This is a genomic window from Acetobacter musti (assembly GCF_011516835.1).
Taxonomy (GTDB): domain Bacteria; phylum Pseudomonadota; class Alphaproteobacteria; order Acetobacterales; family Acetobacteraceae; genus Acetobacter; species Acetobacter musti.
The window spans coordinates 48,087-73,544 of the sequence record NZ_WOTB01000014.1; the positions used below are offsets into that span (position 1 = coordinate 48,087).

Annotated in this window: 14 protein-coding genes; 9 read left to right on the forward strand and 5 right to left on the reverse strand. The window is 59.0% G+C overall.

Annotated elements, in window-relative coordinates; genetic code table 11:
• Positions 1-3 precede the first annotated feature (3 nt).
• The gene (locus tag GOB93_RS11550; protein WP_173583658.1) at positions 4-624 is read left to right on the forward strand and encodes an endonuclease/exonuclease/phosphatase family protein; all 621 of its coding nucleotides are present in this window, start codon (positions 4-6) and stop codon (positions 622-624) included.
• Between the two features lie 45 nt (positions 625-669).
• Here the strand turns inward: GOB93_RS11550 and GOB93_RS11555 are convergent, their stop codons facing one another.
• Positions 670-831 carry a hypothetical protein gene (locus GOB93_RS11555; protein ID WP_173583659.1) on the reverse strand — a complete coding sequence of 54 codons (162 nt, stop codon included), beginning with the start codon at positions 829-831 and terminating at the stop codon, positions 670-672.
• An 80-nt stretch (positions 832-911) separates the two neighbouring features.
• Here GOB93_RS11555 and GOB93_RS11560 point away from each other — a divergent pair, with 80 nt between their 5' ends.
• The 7 genes from GOB93_RS11560 (at position 912) to GOB93_RS11590 (ending at position 10,958) form a co-directional block, all read left to right on the forward strand.
• Complete coding sequence (locus tag GOB93_RS11560; RefSeq protein WP_173583660.1) at positions 912-1,067, forward strand: hypothetical protein; 156 nt, start codon at positions 912-914, stop codon at positions 1,065-1,067.
• Between the two features lie 355 nt (positions 1,068-1,422).
• Positions 1,423-2,982, forward strand: a complete 1,560-nt coding sequence (locus GOB93_RS11565; RefSeq protein ID WP_173583661.1) for an MBOAT family O-acyltransferase — start codon at positions 1,423-1,425, stop codon at positions 2,980-2,982.
• A 26-nt stretch (positions 2,983-3,008) separates the two neighbouring features.
• Positions 3,009-4,970, forward strand: coding sequence for an HAD-IIIC family phosphatase (locus GOB93_RS11570; RefSeq protein WP_173583662.1), 1,962 nt, complete (start codon positions 3,009-3,011; stop codon positions 4,968-4,970).
• Positions 4,963-5,217, forward strand: coding sequence for an acyl carrier protein (locus tag GOB93_RS11575; protein ID WP_173583663.1), 255 nt, complete (start codon positions 4,963-4,965; stop codon positions 5,215-5,217). Before GOB93_RS11570 ends, GOB93_RS11575 begins: the two co-directional genes overlap by 8 nt.
• Positions 5,214-6,251: a hypothetical protein gene (locus GOB93_RS11580; RefSeq protein WP_173583664.1), complete on the forward strand. Its 1,038-nt coding sequence runs from the start codon at positions 5,214-5,216 to the stop codon at positions 6,249-6,251. The genes GOB93_RS11575 and GOB93_RS11580 overlap by 4 nt, the downstream gene beginning before the upstream one ends.
• A 463-nt stretch (positions 6,252-6,714) precedes the next feature.
• Positions 6,715-9,321, forward strand: coding sequence for an ATP-dependent chaperone ClpB (gene clpB / locus GOB93_RS11585; protein WP_173583665.1), 2,607 nt, complete (start codon positions 6,715-6,717; stop codon positions 9,319-9,321).
• A 269-nt stretch (positions 9,322-9,590) separates the two neighbouring features.
• Entirely contained in the window at positions 9,591-10,958 is a 1,368-nt protein-coding gene (locus tag GOB93_RS11590; protein WP_338422361.1) for an ATP-dependent nuclease, read from the forward strand.
• A 282-nt stretch (positions 10,959-11,240) separates the two neighbouring features.
• On the opposite strand, the gene GOB93_RS11595 is transcribed toward GOB93_RS11590, so the two are convergent.
• Entirely contained in the window at positions 11,241-16,559 is a 5,319-nt protein-coding gene (locus tag GOB93_RS11595) for a Hint domain-containing protein (protein WP_173583666.1), read from the reverse strand.
• A gap of 745 nt (positions 16,560-17,304) precedes the next feature.
• Positions 17,305-18,315, reverse strand: a complete 1,011-nt coding sequence (locus tag GOB93_RS11600; protein WP_242010726.1) for a metallophosphoesterase family protein — start codon at positions 18,313-18,315, stop codon at positions 17,305-17,307.
• A 442-nt stretch (positions 18,316-18,757) separates the two neighbouring features.
• On the opposite strand from GOB93_RS11600, the gene GOB93_RS11605 reads away from it, so the two are divergent.
• Positions 18,758-19,978, forward strand: coding sequence for a Bcr/CflA family efflux MFS transporter (locus tag GOB93_RS11605; protein ID WP_173583667.1), 1,221 nt, complete (start codon positions 18,758-18,760; stop codon positions 19,976-19,978).
• A 270-nt stretch (positions 19,979-20,248) separates the two neighbouring features.
• Here GOB93_RS11605 and GOB93_RS11610 read toward each other — a convergent pair whose 3' ends face one another.
• On the reverse strand, positions 20,249-21,520 hold the full coding sequence (locus tag GOB93_RS11610; protein WP_173583668.1) for a PQQ-dependent sugar dehydrogenase: 1,272 nt from the start codon (positions 21,518-21,520) through the stop codon (positions 20,249-20,251).
• An 826-nt stretch (positions 21,521-22,346) separates the two neighbouring features.
• Complete coding sequence (locus GOB93_RS11615) at positions 22,347-24,791, reverse strand: TonB-dependent receptor plug domain-containing protein (protein WP_173583704.1); 2,445 nt, start codon at positions 24,789-24,791, stop codon at positions 22,347-22,349.
• Positions 24,792-25,458 lie beyond the last annotated feature (667 nt).

Genomic DNA, 25,458 nt, shown 5'->3' on the forward strand with positions numbered 1-25,458 from the left:
ACCTTGCGTATACTGAGCTGGAACGTCTGGTCGCACGGCACTGCGCGGCCGGGGCATGTCGGACGTCTTGTCGCTGCTCTTCAGCCTGATTTCGTGCTGTTGCAGGAAGCGACGGCGGTGATGGATACGCTGCCTCAGCTGACTGGCGGTTATTACAGGCGGGTTGTCGCGCCAGGTCGAAACAATGGTCCTGCTGTCTGGAGTCCGCAGCCTTTCGGATCTGAGGAGATTATTCTTCCTCCCGGCAGGAGGCTGGATTTTCCGGTTGCTGTTTTCCGCAGAATTGCTTTGCGGGCTGCCCTTGTCGTTCGCCGGGACGGTTTTGAGATCGCTAATGTTCATCTCGATCACGGGCAGTTCTGTAACCGGCGGCAGCTGCGTTATCTTCTCACGGAATTTCCCGCGCTGAACGTTATCATGGGCGATTACAATGCTTTTGGTCCGGTCTGCCTGCCTGATTTTCGCGATGTCGGGCCGCGTCGTGCGACGCACCGGATGTATGGCCTGGTGCCTTTGCGGATTGACCGCTGTCTCGTGCGGGGGCTGACCGCGACCGGAGCGCGTGCTCTTGCGTATGGCCCGTCCGATCACAGGCCGGTCTGTGTTGATCTGACTGGTCCGTAGCGGGCTGGGTGGCCTTTTATTGCGGCTGCCTGTCGGGGGTTTCCGTCAGAATTCGACGCCGACATCGAGTTTGAAGGATCGTCCGATGATGCCTTCCCAGTAGCGTGTGGTGTCGCCGGTGTAGGGGAACTGCGGTTTGGCGTCGAAGACGTTGTTCATGACGAAGTTGACGTTGTAGTGCTGCAGGAAGGTGTATCCGAGGGTCATGTTGAACAGGAAATACTGGTTATAGTACGGATACTGGTAGTTGATGAGGGGCGCAGCTTCCGTCCTGTGTCCGGATCGTGATGCAGAAGCTGCCTCCGGGTTTCGACATCCGGAAAGAACTTGCTGGCATTTCCCGTGTTACCCCGCAGAACAGCAGCAGCATTCCTCCTGCCATCCGGGCGCTTCTGATTGCGCCGTCTCCTGTTTCCGGTCAGCTGACGGCTCTGTCCGTGTGATGTGGCTGAGTGGCGGGGATGGAGACTGATCCCGATCCGGCCGGCTGGTGTTCTGAATTGTCTGACCATGGTTTTCGGCAACGCCGCTTCGGGTCAGCAGGGTGTCAGGGGGGCGCCGGAAACGGATGAGAGAGGGTGATTCCGAAATCCGGTCTGCGGCGGCACTGCTGGAGTGCTCGCAGGTCGGGAGTGGTTATTTTGTCCGACAATCTGAGTGAGATTGAGAAACCAGGATGGTTCTGACCCGTTGATCTGTCCGGCGCCGGGATTTTGGTGTGTGTAACAGAAACGTGATCTCTCTTTGACTGCGTTTTATCTATGATCGGACAATAAATATTTATGAAATAATAGTGTAATGCTGTTTAACTCACGTATTTTCATCCTTTACTTTCTTCCGGCTGTTTATGCCGGCTTCGTTTTCCTGACCAGAATACGGCAGGAGCGCGCGGCTGTGGGATGGCTGGCCGGGGCGTCCCTTCTGTTTTATTCCTGGTGGAATATTGCGTGTCTGCCGATTTTTCTTGCCAGTATCGTCATGAATTTTGTTTTTGGTACATGGCTGGCACGGTCGCCTTCCAGGAGTCTGTTTCTCTTTGCTGTTGGTCTTAATCTGCTGGCTCTCGCCTGGTACAAGTATGCGGGGTTTCTGTTTCAGACGCTTGACCAGATTCCGGGTGTGAGTCTGTCGGTCCCGTCCATCGTTCTGCCTCTGGCGATTTCGTTTTTTACGTTCCAGCAGATCGCCTATCTCAGCGATGCGCATGACGGACGCGCTGTCGAGCACAGTTTTCCGGATTATCTTCTGTTTATTTCTTTCTTTCCGCATCTTATCGCCGGACCCATTACGCATCACCGGGAAATGCTGCCCCAGTTTACGCAGCTTCTGAGGAGCGGAGGGGAGGTGGGGCGGCTCACTGTCGGTCTCACTCTTTTCCTGACCGGGCTGACAAAAAAGGTGATTCTGGCTGATCCGATCGGGACTTATGTGGGGCCGGTGTTCAGTCTTGCCCGTGAAGGAGGGATTCCGTCTTTCACGCTGGCGTGGAGCGGGGCGCTGAGCTACGCCATGCAGATCTATTTCGATTTTTCCGGCTATACCGATATGGCTATTGGTCTTGGTCTTCTTTTCGGAATCAGTCTGCCGCCGAATTTCGACAGTCCTTATAAAGCCCGTAATATTATTGAATTCTGGTCGCGCTGGCACATGACGCTGACCCGTTTTCTGACGGCGTATGTCTATAATCCGATCACTCTTGCGCTCACCCGGGCGCGCGTGAAATCGGGACGTCCGGTTCCGAAACGGGGTAAAACGACGCCGGGGGCGTTTGCGACACTGACGGCAGGGCCCACGGTTTTTACCATGTTCGTCTCTGGTGTCTGGCATGGTGCGGGGTGGCAGTTCATTGTTTTCGGTCTTCTGCACGGGATTTATCTGACCGTTACGCACGCATGGCATGCCCTGAAGGCGCACCGGCCGTCGCTGGTGAGGCCTGAGACGCGGGTTAAGACGGTCTTTTCGGTTCTGCTTACTTTTCTCTGTGTTCTGGTCGGTCTGATCTTCTTTCGCGTGGCCGATGTCGGGTCCGCCTGCCGTATTCTTCTTGGTATGGCCGGTCATTCTCTGCGTCAGCCGCTTTCCATGCCGGATATTGCCGGGGTGACGGCGACACAGGTTCTGGCGCTGGTCGTGCTGGGGCTGATCGTCTGGTTTTTGCCGAACGCGTCTCAGTGGATGCGTGATTACAGGACTGCGCTGGAACCGGAAGCCGGTTTTCCGCGAACGGACGGGTCGTTTTTCGCTCTGAAATGGCGGCCGACTTTTGCATTCGGACTGCTGACCGGTCTTGTCGGCACGCTGGCTCTTATGCGCGCGTTGTCTGCCGCTCCGACGGAGTTTCTTTATTTCCAGTTCTAGATTTCCAGTTTTGGGGATGAACCGACATGCTTCAGATGGACTGGCTTCCCGCGTGCCCGGCAGGGTTCGATTCACTGGATACGGTTCTGCAGCAGATGCGGGGCAGATGTGACGGACCGCAGGGTCTGAAGCTGCTGCGGGCGGCGGCGGGGTGTCGGCGCAATTTTATCCAGACATCAAAAGCTGACAGGTTTTTTCAGAAAATCACGGAAGGGGAGGCGGGTATTGCGGACGATGTTCTGCGTCCGGTCCGGATTGCCATACTGGCGGCGCATTCCGTCGAGCATCTGCTGCCCGCGACGCGGGTCGCCGCTCTGGCGCGCGGGATGAACGCCAGCCTGTATGTGGCTCCTTATGGTCAGTATCGTCAGGTTATTCATAACCGGGACCCGGATCTGGCGGCTTTTGCGCCGCAGTTTGTTCTCTTTGCGCCTGACATGCGGGATTCACCGCTCAGTCTTCCGCTGACGGCCACTTATGACGAGGTCACTGCGGCGGTGACGCGGCGTGTGGAAGAGTTGCATGCATTATGGCGCGCTGCTGCGGAATTTACCGGCGCCGCTGTTATTCAGCAGACGTTTCTCAATATGGATCTGCCGGTTTTCGGGTCTTTCGAGCGGCTTGTGCCTGCTTCCGATCTGTCGGTTTTTCTGCGTCTGCAAATGGCTGTTGCGGAGGCCGCCAGAGAGGAAGGCGTTCTGCTTCTGGATATGGATCAGTGTGCCGCCCTTGCCGGAGGGGCAAGGAAACTTCATGATTCCAGCCGCTGGTATCAGGCCCGGCAGCTGATTTCTCCTGAGGTCTCGGTCATCTGGGGCGATATGCTGGCGCGTGTGGTGGCGGCAGCTCTGGGGCTGTCCAGGAAATGTCTGATTGTCGATCTCGACAATACGCTCTGGGGCGGCGTGGCGGGGGATGACGGACCGGAAAATCTGCGTCTGGGCGCGGGATCGCCGGATGGCGAGGCGTTTTTTATCTTTCAGGAGTATATCGGACGGCTTCTTCAGCGCGGGATTGCGCTCGCCATATGCAGCAAGAACGATCCGGACGTGGCGGAGGCGGCGTTCAGTCTTTCCACGATGGCGCTGCGCCGGCAGGATGTGGCGGCGTTTGTCGCGAACTGGAACAACAAGGCCGATAATATTCGTCAGATCGCGGAGACGCTTCGTCTCGGGCTTGATGCCATGGTGTTTGCTGACGACAATCCGGCGGAACGGGATATTGTCCGGCGGGAGCTGCCGCAAGTCGCTGTGCCGGAACTGATGGATGATCCTGCCGATTATCCGCGCATTCTGTCGGCGTCCGGATGGTTCGAGGCCGCGGCCTTTACCGCTGACGATGCTGTCCGTGTCCGGAACTACAGTCATGAGGTCAGCCGGATGCAGGCGCGTGAAAACGCCACCGATCTGGAGGCGTATCTTTCCGATCTCCGGATGGTTCTGACGGGGCGCAGGATGACGGAGGCGGATGCGCCGCGTGTTCTGCAGCTTCTGAACAAGACCAATCAGTTCAATCTGACCAGCCGCCGCTATACGGGGCCGGAATTTCAGGCGCTGGCGGACCGGCCGGACACGCGGATCTGGACGTTCCGTCTGGCGGACAGGTTCGGGGATCATGGGCTGATCAGTGTCGTGATCCTGACCGGAGAGGAAAGGGAGGATGGCGATCCGGCTGAGCGCGGGAGGGGGCTGGCGGTTCATGACTGGATCATGAGCTGCCGTGTGCTTGGGCGCGGGGTGGAGGATGCTGTTCTGTCTGTTGTGGCGGAGGCGGCTGACCGGGAAAATGCGCCGTGTCTTAAGGGAGAATACTGTCCGACATCCAGAAACGGCATGGTTTCGGGACTTTACCGGGTCATGGGATTTTCTGAGGTGGAGAAAACCGCCGGGGACGATGCCACGTTCTGGGTTCGCAGCCGCGATGCTCCGCTGTCCGACCGCTGCCGGACCGCGTGCTCACTGATCAGGATAACAACCCGTCATGACTGATATTTCCGAAGCTCTGCAGGATGTGTTTCGCGATGTGTTCGACGATCCGGATCTGGTGATCGGGCCGGAGACGACGGCGGCTGATATTCCTGACTGGGACAGTCACACGCATATCAGCCTCATTGTTGCGGCGGAAGCGAAGTTCGGCGTGCGGTTCCGGACGGCCGAGCTGGAAAGCCTGCATAATGTCGGGGATTTCGAGACGCTGATCCGTGCGAAACTGGCCGGCCATTCCGGTCCCCGATGAATGGTCCCGGCAACAGGGGGACGGACGGGCGCCTCCCGGAGACTCTTCCTGTCCGGTCCGCGCTTCGCTACGCTCTGGGGGTTCTCACCGGGGCTGTCTTCGTGTTTCTGCTTTATACCGGCAGTCTGCTGGCGCTCGACAGAACGGGACATCTGCCGCCGCCGCCTCTGTCCAATTCCATCTGTGTTGATGAGAAGCTGAAGTTTCTCCGTGAGCATCATGATATTTCGCCGACTTTGCTGATTACCGGCTCCTCCGTGGCGTGGCGTGGGGTAGACACGGCTCTGCTCCAGAGCGAGCTGCCGGGGGAGCGGGCGTTTAATGGCGCCCTGTGCGGTCAGAAGGTGAATCAGACCGCCCGCACCACCGACTGGTTCCTGAAGCACTATCCGGGCATCCGTACGATCGTGATGCTGGCGGTTCCGCAGGATTTCACCCGGTGCCGGGTGACACCTTCCGCGTCTTTCCCGGTGGCGGAAACGGATGACTACGTATTCGGGAAAGAAACGACGTCTCTTCCTCTGAAATTCTATCTGGAGTTTTTTGATCCGGTGTCGCTCCAGCATAATGCCCGCCGGATTGCGGCTCTGCGTCGGGGCGAACTGCCGCTGGATACGCTCGCCAGCACGCCCACGGGCGACGGTCCCGTGGATACGGAAATCAGCCGTTCCGATCTGGGCGCCGGGGCGCTTCCGCCCTACGATCCTGCCTGTTTCAGTGCGCTGGGTCAGATGGAGCGGACTGCCGGTGACAGCGGACGTCATTTCGTGGTGGTCATTCTTCCGCTCAAACGGGAGTGGGAGCGCAGATACGATCCGGATCACCGGCGGCGGGCGGAACTGATGGCGGATATGAAGCCGGATCTTGTCAGAACGCATGGGCAGGAAATCGACCTGGAGGACCGGCTCTCGCTTCCTGAGGCGGCGTTCACCGACGCCACGCATGTGCGCTGGTCCGCTGTGCCGGCCATTACGGAAGTGCTGGGCGATGTTCTGCGTTCTGGCGCGGGCGCTCCGGCGGGGGACAGGGGGTAATGGCCCGGTGTTTGCGGGGGCTGGCTTTTCGGAGCGCTGCCCCGAACCCCGCAAAGGGACGCGGTCCCTTTGATCCCGGTTTGTTAAACTTAAAGGGGTGAAGGGGGCCGTGACCCCTTCCGGGGTGCAGGGCAGAGCCCTGCTCTGTCTCCTGTCTGCAGCATACATAATATCAGATGTTCCTTGCTGATCCGTAAGCACTATGGCAGTGGTTTTGAAGCCATGTTCGCAGGGCGTATCTGACCGGCGGCCGCAGGGAGAAGGGCGTGTACAGGGCGGCTGACCGGGGCGGGTTCGCTTCTGAGGCCGGGGGCGGGGCCACAGGATGTTACGGTCTGTTTCCGGAAACACTTGCGTTCATTTTTCGTCATCCCATATCTTTATAAAAGACCAGAACCGCTCTGCCTCATGCAGGGGGGCGGCAAGGCCTGATGATCGCCTGTAAGAAAGGGACAACAGGAATATGGATATTCAGAAATTTACGGAGCGTTCGCGTGGCTTTCTCCAGGCTGCACAGACGATTGCGCTTCGCGAGTATAACCAGCAGCTGACGCCGGAGCATCTGCTCAAGGCGCTGCTGGATGATAATGAGGGGGCGGCGTCTTCGCTGATCAAGGCGGCCGGCGGTAATCCGCTCGGGGCGCTGGCTTCTGTCGAGCAGGCGCTGGCGAAGCTGCCGAAGGTGCAGGGCGGCGGGGCCGGTCAGCCGATGATGACGCCGGATCTGGCGCGTCTGCTGGATAATGCCGAGCAGGCGGCGCAGAAGGCCGGTGACTCTTTTGTGGCGCAGGACCGTCTGCTGGTTGCCATTGCGGCGTCGGACAGTGCGGCGGGACGGGCGCTGAAGGAGAACGGGGCGTCGGCGGAGGCGCTGGAGAAGGCGGTGACGGCGATCCGGAAGGGACGCACCGTGACCAGCGAGAATGCCGAGGCGAATTTCGATGCGCTGAAGAAATATGCGCGTGACGTGACGGCGGTGGCCCAGGCGGGCAAGCTCGATCCGGTGATTGGCCGTGATGAGGAAATCCGTCGGGCCATTCAGGTTCTTGCGCGTCGCAGTAAGAACAATCCGGTTCTGATCGGTGAGCCTGGCGTTGGTAAGACGGCGATTGTCGAGGGGCTGGCGCAGCGGATCGTCAACGGCGATGTGCCGGAGGCGCTGCGCAACAAGAAGCTGCTGTCGCTGGACATGGGCGCGCTGATTGCCGGTGCGAAGTTCCGGGGTGAGTTCGAGGAGCGTCTGAAAGCGGTTCTCAAGGAGATCGAGTCCGCTGAGGGACAGGTGATCCTGTTCATCGATGAGATGCACACGCTGGTCGGCGCGGGTCGTTCGGATGGCGCGATGGATGCGTCCAATCTGATCAAGCCTGAGCTGGCGCGCGGCACGCTGCATTGTATCGGCGCCACGACGCTCGACGAGTATCGCAAATACATCGAGAAGGATGCGGCGCTGGCGCGGCGTTTCCAGCCGGTGTTCGTGGGCGAGCCTTCGGTAGCCGATACGATTTCGATCCTGCGCGGGATCAAGGAGAAATACGAGCTCCATCATGGGGTGCGGATTTCCGATGGTGCTCTGGTCGCGGCGGCGACGCTGTCGAACCGGTACATCACCGACCGGTTCCTGCCGGATAAGGCGATCGATCTGATCGACGAGGCGTCCAGCCGTCTGCGGATGCAGATTGACAGCAAGCCGGAAGAGCTTGATGAGCTGGATCGTCGTGTCATTCAGCTGAAGATCGAGCGTGAGGCGCTGCGGAAGGAGGATGATTCCGCGAGCCGTGAGCGTCTTGAGAAAGTCGACGCCGAGCTCTCCGATCTTGAGGAGAAGTCGGATGCGATGAATGCGGCGTGGCATGCCGAGAAAGATCGGGTGAACGCGGTTCAGAAGCTCAAGGAGCAGCTGGACGATGCGCGCTCCAGGGTCGAGGTGGCGCAGCGCAAGGGGGATCTCGGTCAGGCTTCCGAGCTGATGTATGGCGTGATTCCGGATCTGGAATCGAAGATCGCGAAGGCGCAGGAAGAGGAACAGGCCGGTCCTGCCGGTGATCTGGTCTCCCAGGCTGTGACCGAGCAGAGCATTGCGTCCGTTGTGTCGCGCTGGACGGGCATCCCTGTGGACCGGATGGTCGAGGGTGAGCGGGCCAAGCTGCTGCGGATGGAAGATGAGCTGCGCAAGCGGGTTGTCGGTCAGGAGCCTGCGCTGAAGGCGGTTGCGCATGCGGTGCGCCGGGCGCGCGCCGGGCTGCAGGACCCGAACCGTCCGATCGGTTCGTTCCTGTTCCTCGGTCCGACCGGTGTGGGTAAGACCGAGCTGACCAAGGCGCTGGCCGAGTTCCTGTTCGATGATGAGAAGGCGCTTCTCCGCATCGATATGAGCGAGTTCATGGAGAAGCATTCCGTTGCCCGTCTGATCGGCGCGCCTCCGGGCTATGTCGGTTATGAGGAAGGCGGCGTGCTGACCGAGGCGGTGCGGCGGCGTCCGTATCAGGTCATTCTGTTCGACGAGGTCGAGAAGGCGCATCCGGATGTCTTCAATATTCTGCTGCAGGTTCTCGATGACGGACGTCTGACGGATGGTCAGGGTCGTGTGGTTGATTTCCGCAATACGCTGATCGTGCTGACCAGTAACCTTGGTTCCGATGTTCTGGCCAATCAGCCTGACGGTGAGCCGGTGGAGATGGTGCAGGCGCAGGTGATGAAGGTTGTCCGGGAGCATTTCCGGCCGGAATTCCTCAACCGTCTGGACGAGATCGTGCTGTTCTCACGTCTGCAGAAAGCGGACATGACGCATATTGTCGATATCCAGGTTGGTCGTCTGCAGAGCCTGCTGACGGATCGCAACATCGTTCTGAAACTGGACGATCTGGCGCATCAGTGGCTGGCAAACGAGGGCTACGATCCGGTGTATGGCGCGCGGCCGCTGAAGCGTGTTGTGCAGCGCAGTCTGCAGAACCCGCTGGCGGAGATGCTGCTGGAGGGGACGATCCACGATGGCGAGACGGTCAATATCTCGGCCAACGGGGATGGTCTGCTGATCAACGGGAAAGAGGCTGCTACGGTTCTTGCCTGATCAGGGCTGGTGTCTTTCGGGACGGGAAAGGGGGTCGCAGGGATGCGGCCTCCTTTTTTGTGGGGGTGTGTTGGGGATGGATGTGTCTGGTTTCGCCCTTATTTCGGATATTTAACCGGCCTTGACGAACTTGAGAAGGAGAGCGATCATTAAATCTCGATATTAGTATTCCGGGATAAATAGAATGGATCTTAGAAAGAAATTATTGGAAAAATACAAAGAAAAAAAATAGATATAAAAACTTTGGGCCGGTTATAGCATCCGTAAAAATAAATGGCTTTAGAGGGGTTAATACGGAAATTAGTTTTGATTACCCTATAACGGCTCTTTCTGGATTTAATGGATCAGGAAAAAGTACCGTGGGACAGCTTATGCTGTGCGCATATCGTAAAATGCCTACGTCAAAAAACTCTAAGCGATTTTATGTAAAAGACTTCTTTCCAGTTTCTAATCTAGATCCTGAGCCTTTCACCTCCACAGCAAAAATTGAATTTTTCTACGAAACAGACAAACCTTCAACTAAGCAAGAATTGACGGTCACTCGATCTAAGAAAGAATGGTCTGGATACAAAAGACAGCCAGAAAGAAATGTAGAATATCTTGGATTTACAGTGTATATACCAAAAATAGAACAAAGAGATCTCAGTATATATCTTGCCTCAAGCCTCTCCGTATCTGAAAAAGATAGAGTGGAGGTAGAAAATGGCGCTATGTATGCGAGCCGTATCTTGGGATCTAGTTATGAAGATATATATTTTCAAGGGGTAAAGGCTAGATCAAGAAGTGCAGAACTAGGTGTGGCAAGCCGTTTTGGTGCAAAGTATTCAGAAAATAATATGGGATTTGGTGAGGGACGGGTTGTTTATACAATTAGACTCTTAGAGAGTTGCCCAGCACAAAGTTTAATAGTGTTGGAAGAACCCGAAACTTCTCTTCATGAAAGCGCTCAGTATGAATTTATAAAATATCTAATGGATGTAGTAAATAGGCGCGGTCATCAGATTATTTTTTCAACTCACTCAAGTATTATGATGGATGCTTTGCCGCCGGAAGGGCGAAAACTACTTATAAGAGGAAAAGAGGGAGTTGATGTATTTGATAGTGTAACATCGACTAGAGTAAAAACAGCTCTTTCGTGTGGAGAGGGAGGGCACGCCATTATTTGTGTTGAGGACGAGTTTGCTCAATCATTTCTTCGAGAAATACTAAGACGGTACGATATTAATGTGCTGGAATCGGTTGAAATAATTCCGTTCGGTGATGCTAAGGCTGTATTATCAGCTCACAGAGTTCTTGCTAAAGCAGGACAAAAATCAATCGCGGTTAGGGACGCTGATCAAGGAGAAGATCTAGCCCAACATCTTTTGGCGCTCCCAGGAAGCCTTCCACCAGAGAAAGAGGTGTTCTGCTCAAAAGCATCCAAGGATAAGCTTAACGAATTATATGGGTTTAGTGCCGATACATTTTTGTCATCACACCCAGATATAGACCATCATGAGTATTTTCCAAAGATAGCGGGGAAACTTTCCTGCTCACGTGAGGTCTTAGAGACAGACTGTATTCGAGCTTTTTTAGACAGTGTTGGAAGCATTTGGAGTCAAAAGTTATGTGAAAATATTAAAAAGGCAATAGTGTAGTGTCATAAAATGCATTGATTGTGTAATTTATATTTTATTAAGCGGTATTGAATTTTTAATATTCCGAATGCCCGAGTATCTCTGGACATCCCAAAAGAACCAGACATTCCTCTCCCGGGCAAAACTGCCTGTCGATGAAGGGAGTCGCGTTCTTTTCATCTCGTTAATTTTAATAAATCGGGATCAAAGGGACTGCGTCCCTTTGCGGGGTTCGGGGCAGCGCCCGGGTGTGCCCGGTTATCGTTGTGGACTACTGGAAAACTGTAGTCCACAACGGGAAAATTACACCGCCTGTTGCATGGCGGTGCGTCCTTCGATGGCGTCTCGCAGTGCTTCGGTGACTGTGTCCTCGCTGGTGTGGTTGCGGATGTAGTGTTCGCCGGCGGAAGCGGCGACGGTGTGAGCGGCTTTGTCGGTGTAAAGCCGGATGATCTGTGCTGCCAGTTCACGGGCGTCTGTGCCGGTGAGGGCGCTGAGTTCGGGGGGCAGGATCATGCCTTCGGCGGCGATGGTGCTCATGACGCAGGGGACGCCGGAGGCCAAGGAGTCGAGCACTTTTCCCTTGATGCCGGCGCCGTAGCGCAAGGGGGCGACGGTGAGACGCACCTGATCGAGCAGGGTGTGCAGATCGGGCACGTAGCCGGCGATTGTGACGCCGTCCTGACGGAGGCGGTATATGGCGTCGGGCATCTGGCTGCCGGCGAGCAGGAAGCTGATTTCGGGATGCTGCCTGCGGACCAGCGGCATGACGGAGCTGACGAGGAAGCGGGCGGCGTCCAGGTTCGGAGCGTGGGTGAAGCTGCCGATGAAGGCGACGCCGCTGCGTTCTTCGAAGGGGCGGGCGCCGGGGCGTAGCGGAACATGCCAGGGGACGTGGTGGACGGTGGCGTCGGGCACCATGGCGCGGAGCAGGCTGAGTTCGCGGAGCGAGTGGGTGAGGACGGCGTCCGCTGACCAGGCGGCGGTGCATTCCTCCAGCCGGACCTGGCGGGCGGTTGCGAGCAGTTCCGGCCGGTTTTCTGCTGCGGCCTGACGTTCGAGCCGCAGATGGTGGAGGTCGGCGACGCTGTAGATCACGCGGGCGCGGTTCTGATGCCGGCGGACCAGCGGCATGTAGCGGGTCGCGATGTCATGGCGGTGCAGATAGACGACATCGAAGCTGTGGGCATGACGGCGCAGAACGTCCTCGACGGAGGAGGTGAAAGGCGCGGTGCAGGTTTCGATGCCCTGCGCGGTCAGGGCTTCGCGCAGCGGCTCTGCGGGTGAGAGATCGTCCGCCGCGATAAAGGTGATGTCATAGCCGAGCGTTTTCAGGGCACGCATATGAGAGAGGATGGCCTGCGAGCCGGCGTCGCGGGTGGCGTCCGGTGTGAGTGCGTCGATCACCAGCGTCCGGCGGCGTGTCAGGGTTTCCAGCACGCTCCGGGGGGCGGCCGGTCCCTGTGTGCGCAGAAGGCGGCGGGCGTGGTCGCGGGCGGTGGCGCCGGACTGTTCGTTTGCCTGTCGCTGTCTGAGGGCTTCCGCCTGGGCCATCATGAAGGAATAGACGTGTTCAAGATCGGCGCTGCTGTCCAGCGCCTGCACGGCTTTTGCCACGGCGGTTTCGAGTGCGTCGTCGAAACGGGTGGCGGATTCCAGCACGAAGGGGGAGCCTGCGATCTCGGCGCCGTCGCTTTCGCGCACGACCTGCACGACGTGACGGGTCAGGGGAGAGAGCGGGACCGGCAGGGTGAGGTCGAAACCATGACGGCCGTCGCCGATGCCGGACTGGCGGAGATCGTTTCTGTCGGCGTTTGCGATCGTGCGGGACAGGACCATGCCGTTATCGAGAATCTGCAGGGCCACGGCGGCGTTGCTGTCATCGGCGGCCCAGCCTGCGATCCGGTCGCGGGTGACGATGTCGAGATGGCCGCGCAGAGGGCCGGAGGATGCTGGCAGGGCCGTGGCGTCGGGGAGATCGATAAACCATGGGCTGTGAGCGAGGGCTTTTCCGTCCGATGCGCGCCGGACCTCGATCACATGGCGCAGAGCCGGCGCGAGACCGCCGGGAATTGTCCGGCTGAATCCGCAGCAGCCGTTGCCGAAGCCGGCCTGTTCGAGGTCGGAGCGCCAGGTGGAAGCGGAAACGGTGCTGATTACGACACCGTTTATGACGATTTCCAGATCGACGGGCTGGCCGGTGTTATCATGCGCCCAGCCGGCGATGTGCTCGCGGCTGACTTCATCGATGAAGCCGCTGAGCGGTGCTTCTGTTGCTGATGGCATGGAGCGGCGGGCGTTGATGGCGTGGCGGGCGGCTTCCAGTTCCGGGCCGGATTCCACGCGCGGGGCGCAGTACTGTGCCGGGATGCGTGGGGCGTTGGGATAGAGGGTCGCGAATTCGGCGGCGTTGTGGAACATGCCGCGGCTGTCATCATCGATGAAGGTTTCGGAGGGCGCGCCTTCCGCGAGGATGATGTCGTGGGTTTCGAGTTCGATGTGGAAGTAGGCGACTTCGTCGATCTGTCCGGCCTGGAGGATGGTGTCGCCGTTGACGAGGGCGAGGGCCGGGATGAGGACGCCGTTGAGATACATGGCGTGCAGGGGTGAAACGGACAGATCGCGGGCTGGGAGGTTTTCGCCCAGCGCGCCCTTCCGGATAATGACGGGGAGGATATCCTGATTGCCAGACGCGAACTGTCCGGAATAGCTTCTTGTTCCGATCCAGCGGATCGGGCGGCTGAGGCCGGAGGCGGTGACGACGTGATCGCCGATTTGCAGGTCCTCGACGGCGACATCGCCGCTGGATGTGCGGATCAGCGTGCCGCGGCAGTAGCAGGGGGTGCCCTGATCGGTGATTGTCATGCCGCCGTAACCATCCTGGGCCATGACGAAGTAATCTTTTGAGTAATCGCCGGTGAGTTCGAAGGTGAGGGTTGTGGAGGCGGTTGTGACGACCAGGGTGGAGGTGCCCTGAAGCATGACCGTGGCGCCGGAGCCGTAAACGATGTCGGTCAGATCGAGCGAGGAGCCGATTGACAGCACGGTGCCGGTGACGATGGCGCCGCCGGCCAGAGCCAGGACGCCGCCTGTCTCCACGACTGTATTCCGGGCGGTGCCGCCGGACAGGATCGAGGCGCGCGCATTCGCGTTCACCTGAATATTGCTGACGAGGCCGCCTTTGTTCACGTCCAGCGTCTGCCCGGAGAGGATGGTCGTGCTGAGGAGGGTCTGGCCGTCATTGATGACGTAGGTTGCGAGATCGACGAAGCTCAGGGACGGATCGTGATCCGACTCCCGGACGCTGTCCTGATACTCCGCGTTGACATGGACGGTTTCAAAATCCGAGTCTTCGTAGAAGGTGCTGCTGACCAGCGTGTGGTCCAGTGATTCCGCGTTTCCTTCGAAGACGTAGGTGTACCGGTTATCGGGGTCTTCGTGGCCTTCCATATCAGTGAGAACGCCGCTGCCGGTATAGATCTGCTGGGTGTCACTCCATGCGACATCGTTAAAATCGCCCAGCACGCCGACTTTCGCGGTCGGGTCGCTCTGCAGAAGTGTTTTGACGTAATCAGTGATGTATTCTGCCTGTGCCTGTCTGCCGTTGACGTCATCGGCGGGCGTGCCGCCGCCATGGTTCACCGGCGGCTGGGTTGAGCCGTACAGCTCGGAGCTTCCTGCCTGCGATGAGTTGTGGACGTTGATCAGGGTGACGTCCTGGCCGTTGAACTCGAAGGTTCCGACCAGAGGCAGGCGGGTGTTTTTGAATGTGGTTGTGGAAGCATCCGTTCCGATGCGTGAAACATCGCCGACCAGGCTGACACGTTCGGGATTATAGAGGAAGACGTTGCGGATATTGCCGCCGGCGACGCCGCCTTCGGCTCCGTTCACGGGATCGATTTCGGCGTAAGCGTATGTCGGACCGCCTGCGGCGGCGATCGCGGCGATGATGGCCTCGATATTCTGCGTCGCGTCTACGGTGCCGTCATTGGCGGTGCCGCTGTCGTCCTGGACTTCCTGCAGGGCGAGGACGTCCGGAGCGTTCAGGTTCTGCGTGATGATGGTGGCGAGCTGTGAGAGACGGTCAGCCTGTGTCGGGTCGAGCGCGTCGAAATTTTCGATGTTGTAATCGGCAACGAGAAGATGTGTCTGGTCTTTCAGGAAGTTCGTCGTCTGCTGCGGCGGGGCTGCCGGTGTGACGGTGACTGCGGAGATGGGTTCGAGTTCGTAAACGCCGTTGTAATAGTTGAGAACGCCGGTGACGTCGCCGAGTGAGTCTCCGAGGGTGGCGGAGATGGCGTCTCCGGGCGTGACGCCGCTGTCGTAATAGACCTCGATCCGCTGGGTGTTGATGTTGTCGGCGCTTTCGATCAGCGCGCCGCGGCTGTTCAGGAGTCCGTCGCCGCCATCGGGGACGACCCATGTGGCGTTCGATGCGGTGGCGCCGACGACGACGGCGTTATGGATTGTGACGACCTGTCCGACGAGGCTGCGGTAGAAATCCAGAGCGTTGGCGTCCGGCTGCAGCGTGGCGGTGCTGGTGTTCAGATTTGTGTCGGTGCCTGTATAGGCCTCGGTGGGTACCGTGAGGCCGCCTTCTCCGATGACGGTCGGCGTGATGCTGACGGCGGCGGTGTCGGCGACGCTGTGCGATGTTTCCACGATTTCGGAAACGGGCAGGGAGTTGGACCAGGATGTGCCGCTGTAGTTCTCCATCAGGCCGGTGACGGTTACGGTCTGGCCGACTGACGGCAGTGTCGCGCCGGTTGCCGCCAGGACGAAGAGGCCTGAGCTGCCGACATGAGAGGCGTCGGGGGACGGGTCCTGTATCCAGTATCCTTTGCCGCCGGTGGTGTCGACGGCGGTGACAACGCCGGTCGTCTGCACGGTTTTCCTGTTATACGGGCTTGTATAGCTGTCGCCGTTGAGCTGCTGGATGGTCAGGGTGAGGGGTGTCGTGGTGTCGGAGCCGCCCCCGTTGTCACCGCCGGTATTGCCCCCTGTGCCGCCCGTGTCATCACCGCCGCCTCCGGCTGATCCGCCGGCATCGGCGGAATCGTTGGCTGCTCCGGGGGTGTTCAGAACCGTTCCTTTGGCGGCTGCTGTTCCGTAACCATCGATACCGGCAAGGGAAGGATCGTTGGTGACCCAGTCTGAGGCGCTGTCGGTGTCGTGGCCGTCGGGGATGCGGGACGCGCCGGCGGCGGCGGCTCCGGTCAGGACGGGCGCGCCGGCATAGGCCGGGTCTGTGGCGTCGCTGTCGCGCACGGCGATGCTGTCGGCGATTGTGGACCAGGGGGTTGTGTTCAGGACGCCATCCTTGTCGGGATCGAGGTCCTGTCCGAGGGTTCCGGTGAAATCCTTTACGAGCAGGACGGTCTGGGAGCCGTTCTGCAGGACGTTGCTGCCATAGGGTGTGACCCAGTAGCCGTCGGCGTCCGTTGTCCCGAGATTGTAAATGTTATCTATTTTTCCGGCAGCGTTTGGAAGATCTCCGTCGATGACCACGAGGGACCAGCCGGTATAATCGGTCGAGGGGTCCCCTTTGACCTCTATAAATTCATGGGTGTCCGTGCCGGTTGGGTTGAACATGAACTCATTGATGATCGGATCTGTGGTCACGTCGTTTTTCTTTCTCTGAATTCACTCAGCACTCTGTACCGTCCGGTCATGGATTCTGGTACGACGTCATGAAAGATGTTGATTTTATGATGTCTGTTCAGGTCATTCCGGTATCCGCAGATCTGATCTGATACAGTACGGTCCGACGGACGCCGGCCGGTTCGTGACCGGGGCTGCACGAAGAATAAAGGGCCGGAGCTTTAGCCTTCATGGTGATGGGAGAGCCTTAACGCCAGGTTGCCGTTAATCATTACCTTACGGTTCGAAACGAAGCGCTAACAATTGGAAATTTTACCGTACGGACAGGTTACAGTAATTATGTGATGTTTTTGCAACATATATCGGTTTATTACATAGTTATGACAACAATAAATCCATTAACATCACGAAATGACACTATTTTTTATTTATTACATAATATTTTCGGTTTATATCGTACTGTTTCGATATGTTTATGAAGTGAAGCTGAGGCGGAGAGACATCCCTGAATGTGGCGGGACGTGTCATCAGTTAATGCTGATGATGTCAGGGAGGAACCGGGCGGCGTCGGGGAAAGTTGATTCCGGTCTGTTGTGGCGGGCTGCGATATATCTGAACGGCTTCAGGTGGTTTGTGAGGTTTCTTTTTTACAAAGAGGGAAGCTGATCGGCGCGATCTTTGCTCCTCCTGTCTGACATAACAAACCCACCGCGAACGTCTTTATCACTGACCGGTGGTTTCACAGGCAGGATCCTGAAACAGCCTTTTAGGTGTTGTGCGGATCTGTGCTCTGGAAGCCGTATGTTTCGTAACGGGTTTTTACGGTTCCGTTTGCTACGTCCACGACCATGAAGCCTTCCGGGGTGCCGTAGCGTGTGCCGTGCCACCAGTTGCCACTGACGGCGCCGCCTGTGATGTAGGGCACACCGTGCCAGTCGATCCGTTCGAGGATATGGGTGTGACCCTGGAACACGCCGATGACGTTGTGGCGGTCGAACAGCGGCAGGATTTCGTAAGCGTTGATGACGCTGAGGGAGTGATGTTTCAGCGGCGTGGCGGGCGGGGCGGCGTAGGTCTCGACGGCGGTGACGAGGGGAATGTGGGTGACCACGATGACCGGTGTGCCGGTGGGCTGAGCGGCAAGATCGTTTGCGAGCCAGGCGATCTGCGGCGCGTCGATCCGGCCTTCGTAGGAGCGGTCTCCGGTGATGCCGATCGAATCCAGAATGACGAAATGCACGCCTTTATGGTCGAAGGAGTAATAAAGGCGGCCGAAACTGTCCTCGAAATACTTCTTGCCGTAGAAGGGATCGGTCGGTTGCGCGCCGCTCTTTGTGTAGATTCCGAAGAGGTCGTGATTTCCGATCGTATGATGGACGGGCAGGGTGAGGTCGTCGGCGGTGTGTTTGTAGAGCTCCATCAGCATCGTGGCGCGGCTGGCGCTGACGCCGAGGGCGTCGAACACGTGATCGCCGCCCTGGATCGCGAAATCAGCCGGGATCGCGCGGGCTTTTGTGAAAGCGGAATGACAGCCGGCGGTTGCGTTCAGCTCTGGCTGGAGGTGGGTGTCGGTGATGAACAGGAAGGTGAAGGGCTCGTGGGCGCGCAGGGGCGGCCGGTCCGGGATGGCGGCGCGGGTTCCGGTTGTCGCTGTCAGCGTCAGACCGCCGGTCAGCGTGAGGAAGGTGCGTCGGCTGAGCTGAAACATGCGCGGCGTGTCCTGCTGTTCGTGCCGGGTCAGTCTGCGCGGTGTGGTGTTGCTGTTCAACGGTGTCATAAATGGTTCATCGTTAAGCGGGGCGTTGCTTTGCCCGTGGCAAAACGTGTTGTCTCCTGCACCGCAGTATTGTTCAGAGACTGTTTCAAAGGTCTGCCCATGAAACCTCTGGTTAATTACAGAGAAGTTTTTGGTGAAGCTTTTTTCAGAAAGCTTCAGAAGACGCCGCCTTTTTGGGAAAAGGCGGCATCCAAAAACTTTTATTGTTTTTTGAGCCTGGCTGAGGCGAACAGATGGTCTGGAAGGAAAAAATATAACATTATCAGTTTGTTATGAGAATTTTGTCCATTAAAGGTTTTTGAAACAGCCTCTTAACAAACCGGGATCAAAGAGACTGTGTCTCTTTGCGGGGTTCGGGGCGGACCCCTGAGACAGCCGCGTCATCCTGAGGGTTTTTTCTTGCGTCCGGGCGGAGGTCTGCTCAGGATACCGTCTTATGAACATGGTCCCGACTGATCGTGGTCTTCATCCGACCGCTCCGCCTGCCAGCCGATGGGATCTGTTCCTGATCCTTTGTCTGCTGACCTGTCTCGGCCCGCTGAATATCGATCTCTATCTGCCGGGTTTCCCGGGCATTGCGCATGATTTCCATGCCGGGCAGACGTCGGTTCAGTTCAGTCTGACCGGTGCGTTGTTCGGGCTGGCTGTCGGACAGCTGATGGTGGGTCCTTTCAGCGATGCGAAGGGACGCAAGGGGCCGCTGATGATTGCGATGGGGCTGTTTACGCTGTCGTCGCTTCTGTGTGCCGCGGCGCCGGGGATCGGTACCTTTATAATGGCCCGTTTCATGCAGGGGCTCACTGCGGCGGCGGGTCTGGTTCTGTCGCGCGCCATTGTGCGCGACCTGTTTTCCGGCGTGGCTCTGGCGCGGTTCTTTTCCCGGCTGATGATCATCAACGCCGTGGCGCCGATGGTGGCGCCGATGATCGGCGGGGCTATTCTGCTTACGCCGTCCGCGACGTGGCGGACGCTGTTTCTGTTTCTGGCCGGGGTTGGCCTGGTCGCTTCGGCGCTGAGTTCGGTGCGGCTGCATGAGACGCTCGATCCGGCGCGGCGTGGCGCGCATTCGACGCGGGCTTCGCTCGGGGCGTTTTACAGTCTGTTCAGCGACCGTGAATTTGCCGGTTACGCGCTGACGGTCGGGCTGATCCATGGTGGCAGTTTCGCCTATGTCGCGGGTACGCCGTTCATTTATCAGGGGCTTTATGGTGTCTCGCCACAGGTGTTCAGTGTGCTGTTCGGGATCAACGGGCTGGCCATGGTGGCCGGAAGCTGGCTGGTCGGGCGGTCTTCCGGGCCGGCGCAGACGGCGCGGATTCTGCGTAATGCCGTGCTGACCATTACGGCGGCGAGTGCTCTGATTACGGGTCTCGGGCTGATCCGGGGACCGCTGGCTTTTCTGGTGATCGCGATTTTTCTTTATATGATCTGCATCGGTGTCGTGCTGACGTCGACGTTCGTGCTGGCGATCGAGCGGCAGGGGCATCGGGCGGGGAGCGCCAGTGCGTTGCTCGGGGCCCTGCCGCTGTTTATTGGCGCGGTTGCGGCGCCGCTGGTCGGGATGAGTCGCGTCAGTGCGGTTCCGATGGGGCTTGTGCTGTTTCTGACCTGTCTGATGGGGCTGGTCTGTTATTTCCGGTTTGTGTGGCGGGGGGCTTTGTGAGGTTTGGGCTCTGTCCGGAAATTTGCCAGAGACGGCTGGCTTCTGGAAGGCGCTCAGAGTCTGTTTCGAGAGCCTGATCCTGAAGCCGCTGGATAAATCATAAAGAAGTTTTGGTGAAGCTTTTTTCAAAAGCTTCAGAAGAAGCCGCCTTTTTGAAAAAAGGCGGCACCCAGAAACTTTTTTTTCAATGACTTATTGTAGGGGTGTTTTCTGGCCGGGCAGGATGAGCGGGTGACCGGGACGAAGCCCCGGAAACCTGCTCCGCGTTTATCAGTGAATCGAATGCTGTTCCAGGGCCAGCCGCAGCAGGGTTCCGTTGTGGTCTTCCGTAATCAGCAGGGTTCCGTCCGCCATGATGGCCAGTCCGGTCGGGGCGCCGGCGGGGCCGTCGCTGTCTGACAGATCCCGCCAGCCGCGGATGACGGGCTGAGGCGTGCCGGTCGGTTTGCCGTTCGGGCGCACGGCGAGGCTCATGACCTGATGACCGGTCGAGCGGTAGCCGTGATAGGTGATGAGCAGATGGTTGCGGAGGCCGGGGAGGGTTGTCCGGTCGTAGAAGATCATGCCGAGTGGGGCGGCGTGGGCCGGGAGCAGGAGATCGGGACGGGTTGTGGCGGCGCAGTTATGGTCGGGATATTCCGGCGCCGGGCGGGCGTTGTCGTAGCAATAGGGCCAGCCGTAATCAGCGCCTTTTCTGATGATCTGCCAGGTGTCATGGGGCAGGTCTCCGTCGGAGAGCGTCGGGTCGGCGCTGTCGATGCTGTCGCGGGCGTTGACTGCTGCCAGAAGGGCGCCTCCTGGCAGCACGGTCAGGGCCATCGGGTTGCGGAGGCCGGTTGCCACGACGTCGCCGCTTCTGGCGGTGAGGGGGGCGGGGCCTGGGCGGAAGCGGAGGATGGCGGCGCGGGGTGGTTTTTCTTCCGTTTCCGTACAGCGTCTGGTGGCGTCGGGCGCTTTTCCGGTTTCGGTCTCGCAGTTATTGGTGGCTGAGCCGACGCTGACATAGAGCGTGCCGTCGGGACCCGCTGCGAGGGCGGGCAGAGGATTCCGGCCGGTGCCGGGCAGGCCGGTCAGGACAGTCTGCTGGTCCGCCGTGCCGTTCGGGTGCAGAACGATGCGGGCGATGTGATCGGGGAAGCTGATATAGAGCTGTCCGTCCGCGCCGAAGGTCAGGCCGTTGGGACGGTCGAGCTGTGCGAGCAGGATTTTCGGTTTGTCGTGCCCGTTATGGTTCAGGGCGAGAAGCTGTCCCTGGGCGTGATGCCAGCCGCCCATATCTGCGACGTAGATGGTGTCGCCACTGACCGCGACGCCGCGTGGAAAGCCGAGGCCTGAGGCGACAAGGCCGACGCAGAGTCCGGCGGGAGTCTGCAGATCGACGCGGGGAAAGCCGTCGCAGTTTCCGTGCGGGAGATAGGGGTCGGGCTGGGCCTGTGCCGGCCTGCCGGGCCATGCCGCGAGGGTGGCCAGAATCAGAAATGTGAGGAAGACGCAGGGAAGTCTTTGCACTACGGATCGTAGCAGCGTCGTCTGTGCCGGCATGAGGTCCCCGGTCCGTCGTTACACGCTGGCGGTGTGGCCTCGGTGTCCGGCGGTCTTTTTCTGGTAATTTTCCTTTATCCTCAGCCTGTTTCCGGGAAAATCCTAATCACGAAAACGTCGTTTCCGGGAGCCTGGCTCTGGCACTGCGGACGGGGGATGGTTTCCGGAACGGAGGATCGGGTCGGGTGCTGGCCGGACCTGGTGGAGGTTGTGGACTGTTCCATCTGACAGATCCGGGGAAGGACTTTCTGTGACGGTTTCTGCCGGGTTCAGGGTTGTGGTCTGATGCTGTCCGGAGCGGTTTGCGGGGCTCTGCCCCGCGTCCTGGCAGGAGGCGTGGTTTTCTGCACCTCATTTGTTTTCATAAAAGGCGTTTGTATGCTTTGCAGATACAGGCGCGGTGGTTTTATCGCGGACCCTGCAAAGGGGCGCGGTTCCTTTGATCCTGGCCTGTTAAAATAAATTGGGAAGGGCAGTGGGCTGCTTTGTCTCCTGTCGGCAAAATACATAAATATCTGAGAGGCTGTTTCAAAGGCCTTCAATGTACAAAAATTCTCATATCAAGCTGATGATGTTATGGGTTTTTGAGTTCGGTCATCTGCTTTACTTCAGCAAGGATCGAGGAGTTTTTCATGATAAGCCATTGATAAAATAATAAAAGTTTTTGGGTGCCGCCTTTTTTCAAAAAGGCGGTGTCTTCTGAAGCTTTCTGAAAAAAGCTTCACCAAAAACTTCCTGATAATTTACAGGCGGCCTCTTAATAAAAAGGGGTCAAAGGGGCTGTGCCCCTTTGCGGGTTTCAGGACGGAGCCCTGAGGGCATGGCTTCAGAGCGTCAGATTGGCGCGCAGGTAATAGAAGCCGCCATTCATATCGAGCTGCGAGGTGCTCATGTAATATTGCGGTGCGCCGAGGTAGCGGTTGCCGTCCGGCACGCGGCTGGGGCGGGCGTCGAAAATGTTGTTCGCGCCGAGGGTGAAGGACCAGTTGCGGTTGACGCGATAGGTGATGTCCAGATTGGTGACGAATTTCGGCGTGTTGCGGAATTCGCGAAAGATCGTGCTGGACAGAGAACTCGTGTTGCCCGTGCCGCCGTAATAGGTGAGTTCCGAGGTGGTCTGGCCGTAGCGGATTTCATGCACGCCGACGGTCCAGTTGCCGCTGGTGAAGCGGCCGCCCCAGATCATCTTGCTGCGTGGATAGGCGGTGGTGATGTAGGCGACGCTCTGGGCGTTCAGCAGGGGGGCGCCGGTCAGGCTGTTCATGGTCTGGTGCGACAGGCGGGTGCGGTTGAGGTTGATCGCGACATCCCAGTTGATGACGCCGACATTGCCGAGCTGGGTCGGGTAGGTCGCGGTGATGTCCAGGCCCTGGGTACGGGTGCTGGCGACGTTGGCGAACCAGTTGGCGGAGAGCGATGAGGCCGACCAGCTTTCCGATCCAGCGGGCAGGGTAAAGCCGTTCAGTCCGAGGGCGGAGCGGGCCTGATCGCCGGTGATGTTGCCTCCGGGCAGGATCTGGTCGCGCAGGTTGATCTGATAGACGTCGGCGGTGATGTGCAGCTTTCTCACCGGTTCGATGATGATGCCGCCGGTAGCGTTGGTGGAGCGTTCCGGCTTGAGCTGGGACGCGCCGTTGGCGAGGGCGCCGGGAGAGTTGGCGGCGATCAGGCCGCGCGCGGCCGTGGGGGAAAGGGTGAGGGAGCTGTAATGCTCCTGCGCCAGGGTGGGGGCGTGGAAGCCGTTCGAGATGGTGGCGCGGAAGGCGAGCCATTTAAAAGCGTCGTAACGGGTCGAGACTTTTCCGGTCTCGGTGTCGCCGACATCGGTGTAGTGCTCGAAGCGTCCGGCGAGATCGAGCTGCCAGTTTTTCATCAGATGGGTGGCGACGTCGATGTATCCGCCGACGACATCGCGGCTGGAGTTGCTGGCGTTGCCTGCATTGATGCCGGCGAGGGCGTCCGATCCGCCGTAGGCGGTGGTGTCCGGCGCGCCGGTGCCGACGGAGTAGCTTTCATAGCGGTAGGTGGCGCCGCCGGCGACGTTGATGCTGTGGGGCCAGCCGGAGACGTGGAAAGCGCGGCTGAGGTCGAAGGTATTGCTCCACTGTGAATTGCTGAAGCCCTGTACGTCCGGGAAGCGGGTGGGGGTCTGGCCGGTCGCGTTCGACAGGGGCAGGTTGGCGGACTGTTTCAGGCCGATCTGGTCGTAATCGCGGCCGTAGACGGAGGAGAGATCCCAGTTCCAGCCGAGGACGACGCCTCTGAGGCCGGCGGTGACTTCCCAGTCATTCTCGTTCAGGGTTTCGAGCGGGGAATAGCCGTTCGGATAGATCGCGGCGTAGGCGGGATAGTTCGCGAGCGAGCTGGCCAGACGGTAATTCTGGAAGGATTCCGCGTGGCGGTGGGCGTAGGTGGCGAGGGCATAGGCTTCGATATCGTCGGTGATGTGGTAGCCGGCTCTGATCGCCACGCTTTCGCGGGTTTCTTCCGGCTGGCCGAGGACTTTGTTGTCCTTGATGCCGGTTTGCGCGTCCGGCGCGCTGCGATAGGTGTGGTCCTGGTGGAAGAATTCGCCGCTGACATGCATGTAGCCGCGATCGCCGAGCTTTGTGCCGCCGTCGAGATTCACGCCCTGCTGGAACCCGTCTTTGGCGGCATTGATGCCGGTGATCGACTGGGCGTTGAAGCCGTGATCCTGCTTTTTGAGGATGATGTTGACCACGCCGGCGACGGCGTCCGAGCCGTACTGGGCGGAGGCGCCGTCGCGCAGGATTTCGACGTGGTCGATGGCCGACATCGGGATCATGCTGACATCGACAGGGGTTGAGCCCTGCTGCGGGCCGCCATCGGCGTAAAGATTGGCGGTGGTGTGGCGGCGTTTGCCGTCCACGAGCACGAGGGTTTCGTTCGGGCTGAGGCCGCGCAGGCTGAAGGAGCGGGTGAGGGCACCGGTATCGAAGCCGCCGGTGGGGATGGTCAGGGACGGCAGCACCTGGGCGAGGGCCTGGAGGAGGTTGGTCTGGCCGGTCGAGGCGAGCTGCTTTGACGTGATGATGTCGATGGGGGCGACGCTGTCGCGCGCCTTCTTGCCGGTCTCGCGGGTGCCGGTGACGATGACGGTTTCGCCGGCGTCGGACGCCTGCATGGAGCGGACCGGTGCGTTTACGCTCGTGCTGATTGTCCGCGCCTTTGGTGTCGCCGATGCTTTGGGGTGGGTGGATGCGGCGGGTTTGCGGGTGGTCTCGGCTGGCTTTGTCCCGTCAGCCGCCATGGCCTGAGTGACGGCCTGGAACGGGAGCATGGAGGCGACCAGGAGCGTGCCCCGGAGGCCGATGCTCAGGACCGGCTTCTGTCTGCTTGTGCGGGATGATCCCGTCACGGACGCTGTGGCTGGGGGCAAGGCGGTGTCTCCACAATCAACGAGTCTGTTTAGTTGAAATTTAAATTCAACATGTTCGTTGTGTGGTTATTATCAGCCATGTGTGGCTTCGTGTATTTCTTATATTCGGATTATAACCACATTTCTGCGGAGTGTGTCTTTCGCGGCACAGAGTGTTGCGATATCGAACCGTATCGGTTCCGGATCGGATGCGGGATGTCATGATTTTGTTCAGGCTTTTGAAATACAGACAAAAATTGACTTCCGGACGGGATGGGATCTTTGTCCGGTGAGGGTGTCATGCGGTGTGGTTGTGACGTACGGGCCACAGTCACGTCTTCTGTATCAGCGCGGAACTCTGTGCGTGGTTTATGGGCAGAACGAAAAAAGTTTCGGCCCGGGTGTGGGAGTCGGCTTGTGGCCCCGGCGCGTGCTGGCGCCGGGGTGTGGTTACTGATTCCGGCCTTCAGGGTCCGGTGGCGGGTTCCGGTCCGTTCCAATGCGTTCCGGTCTGGCGGAGCCCGTCTGCGGGGTGTGGCCGGTGCCTGCGAAGTCTGGT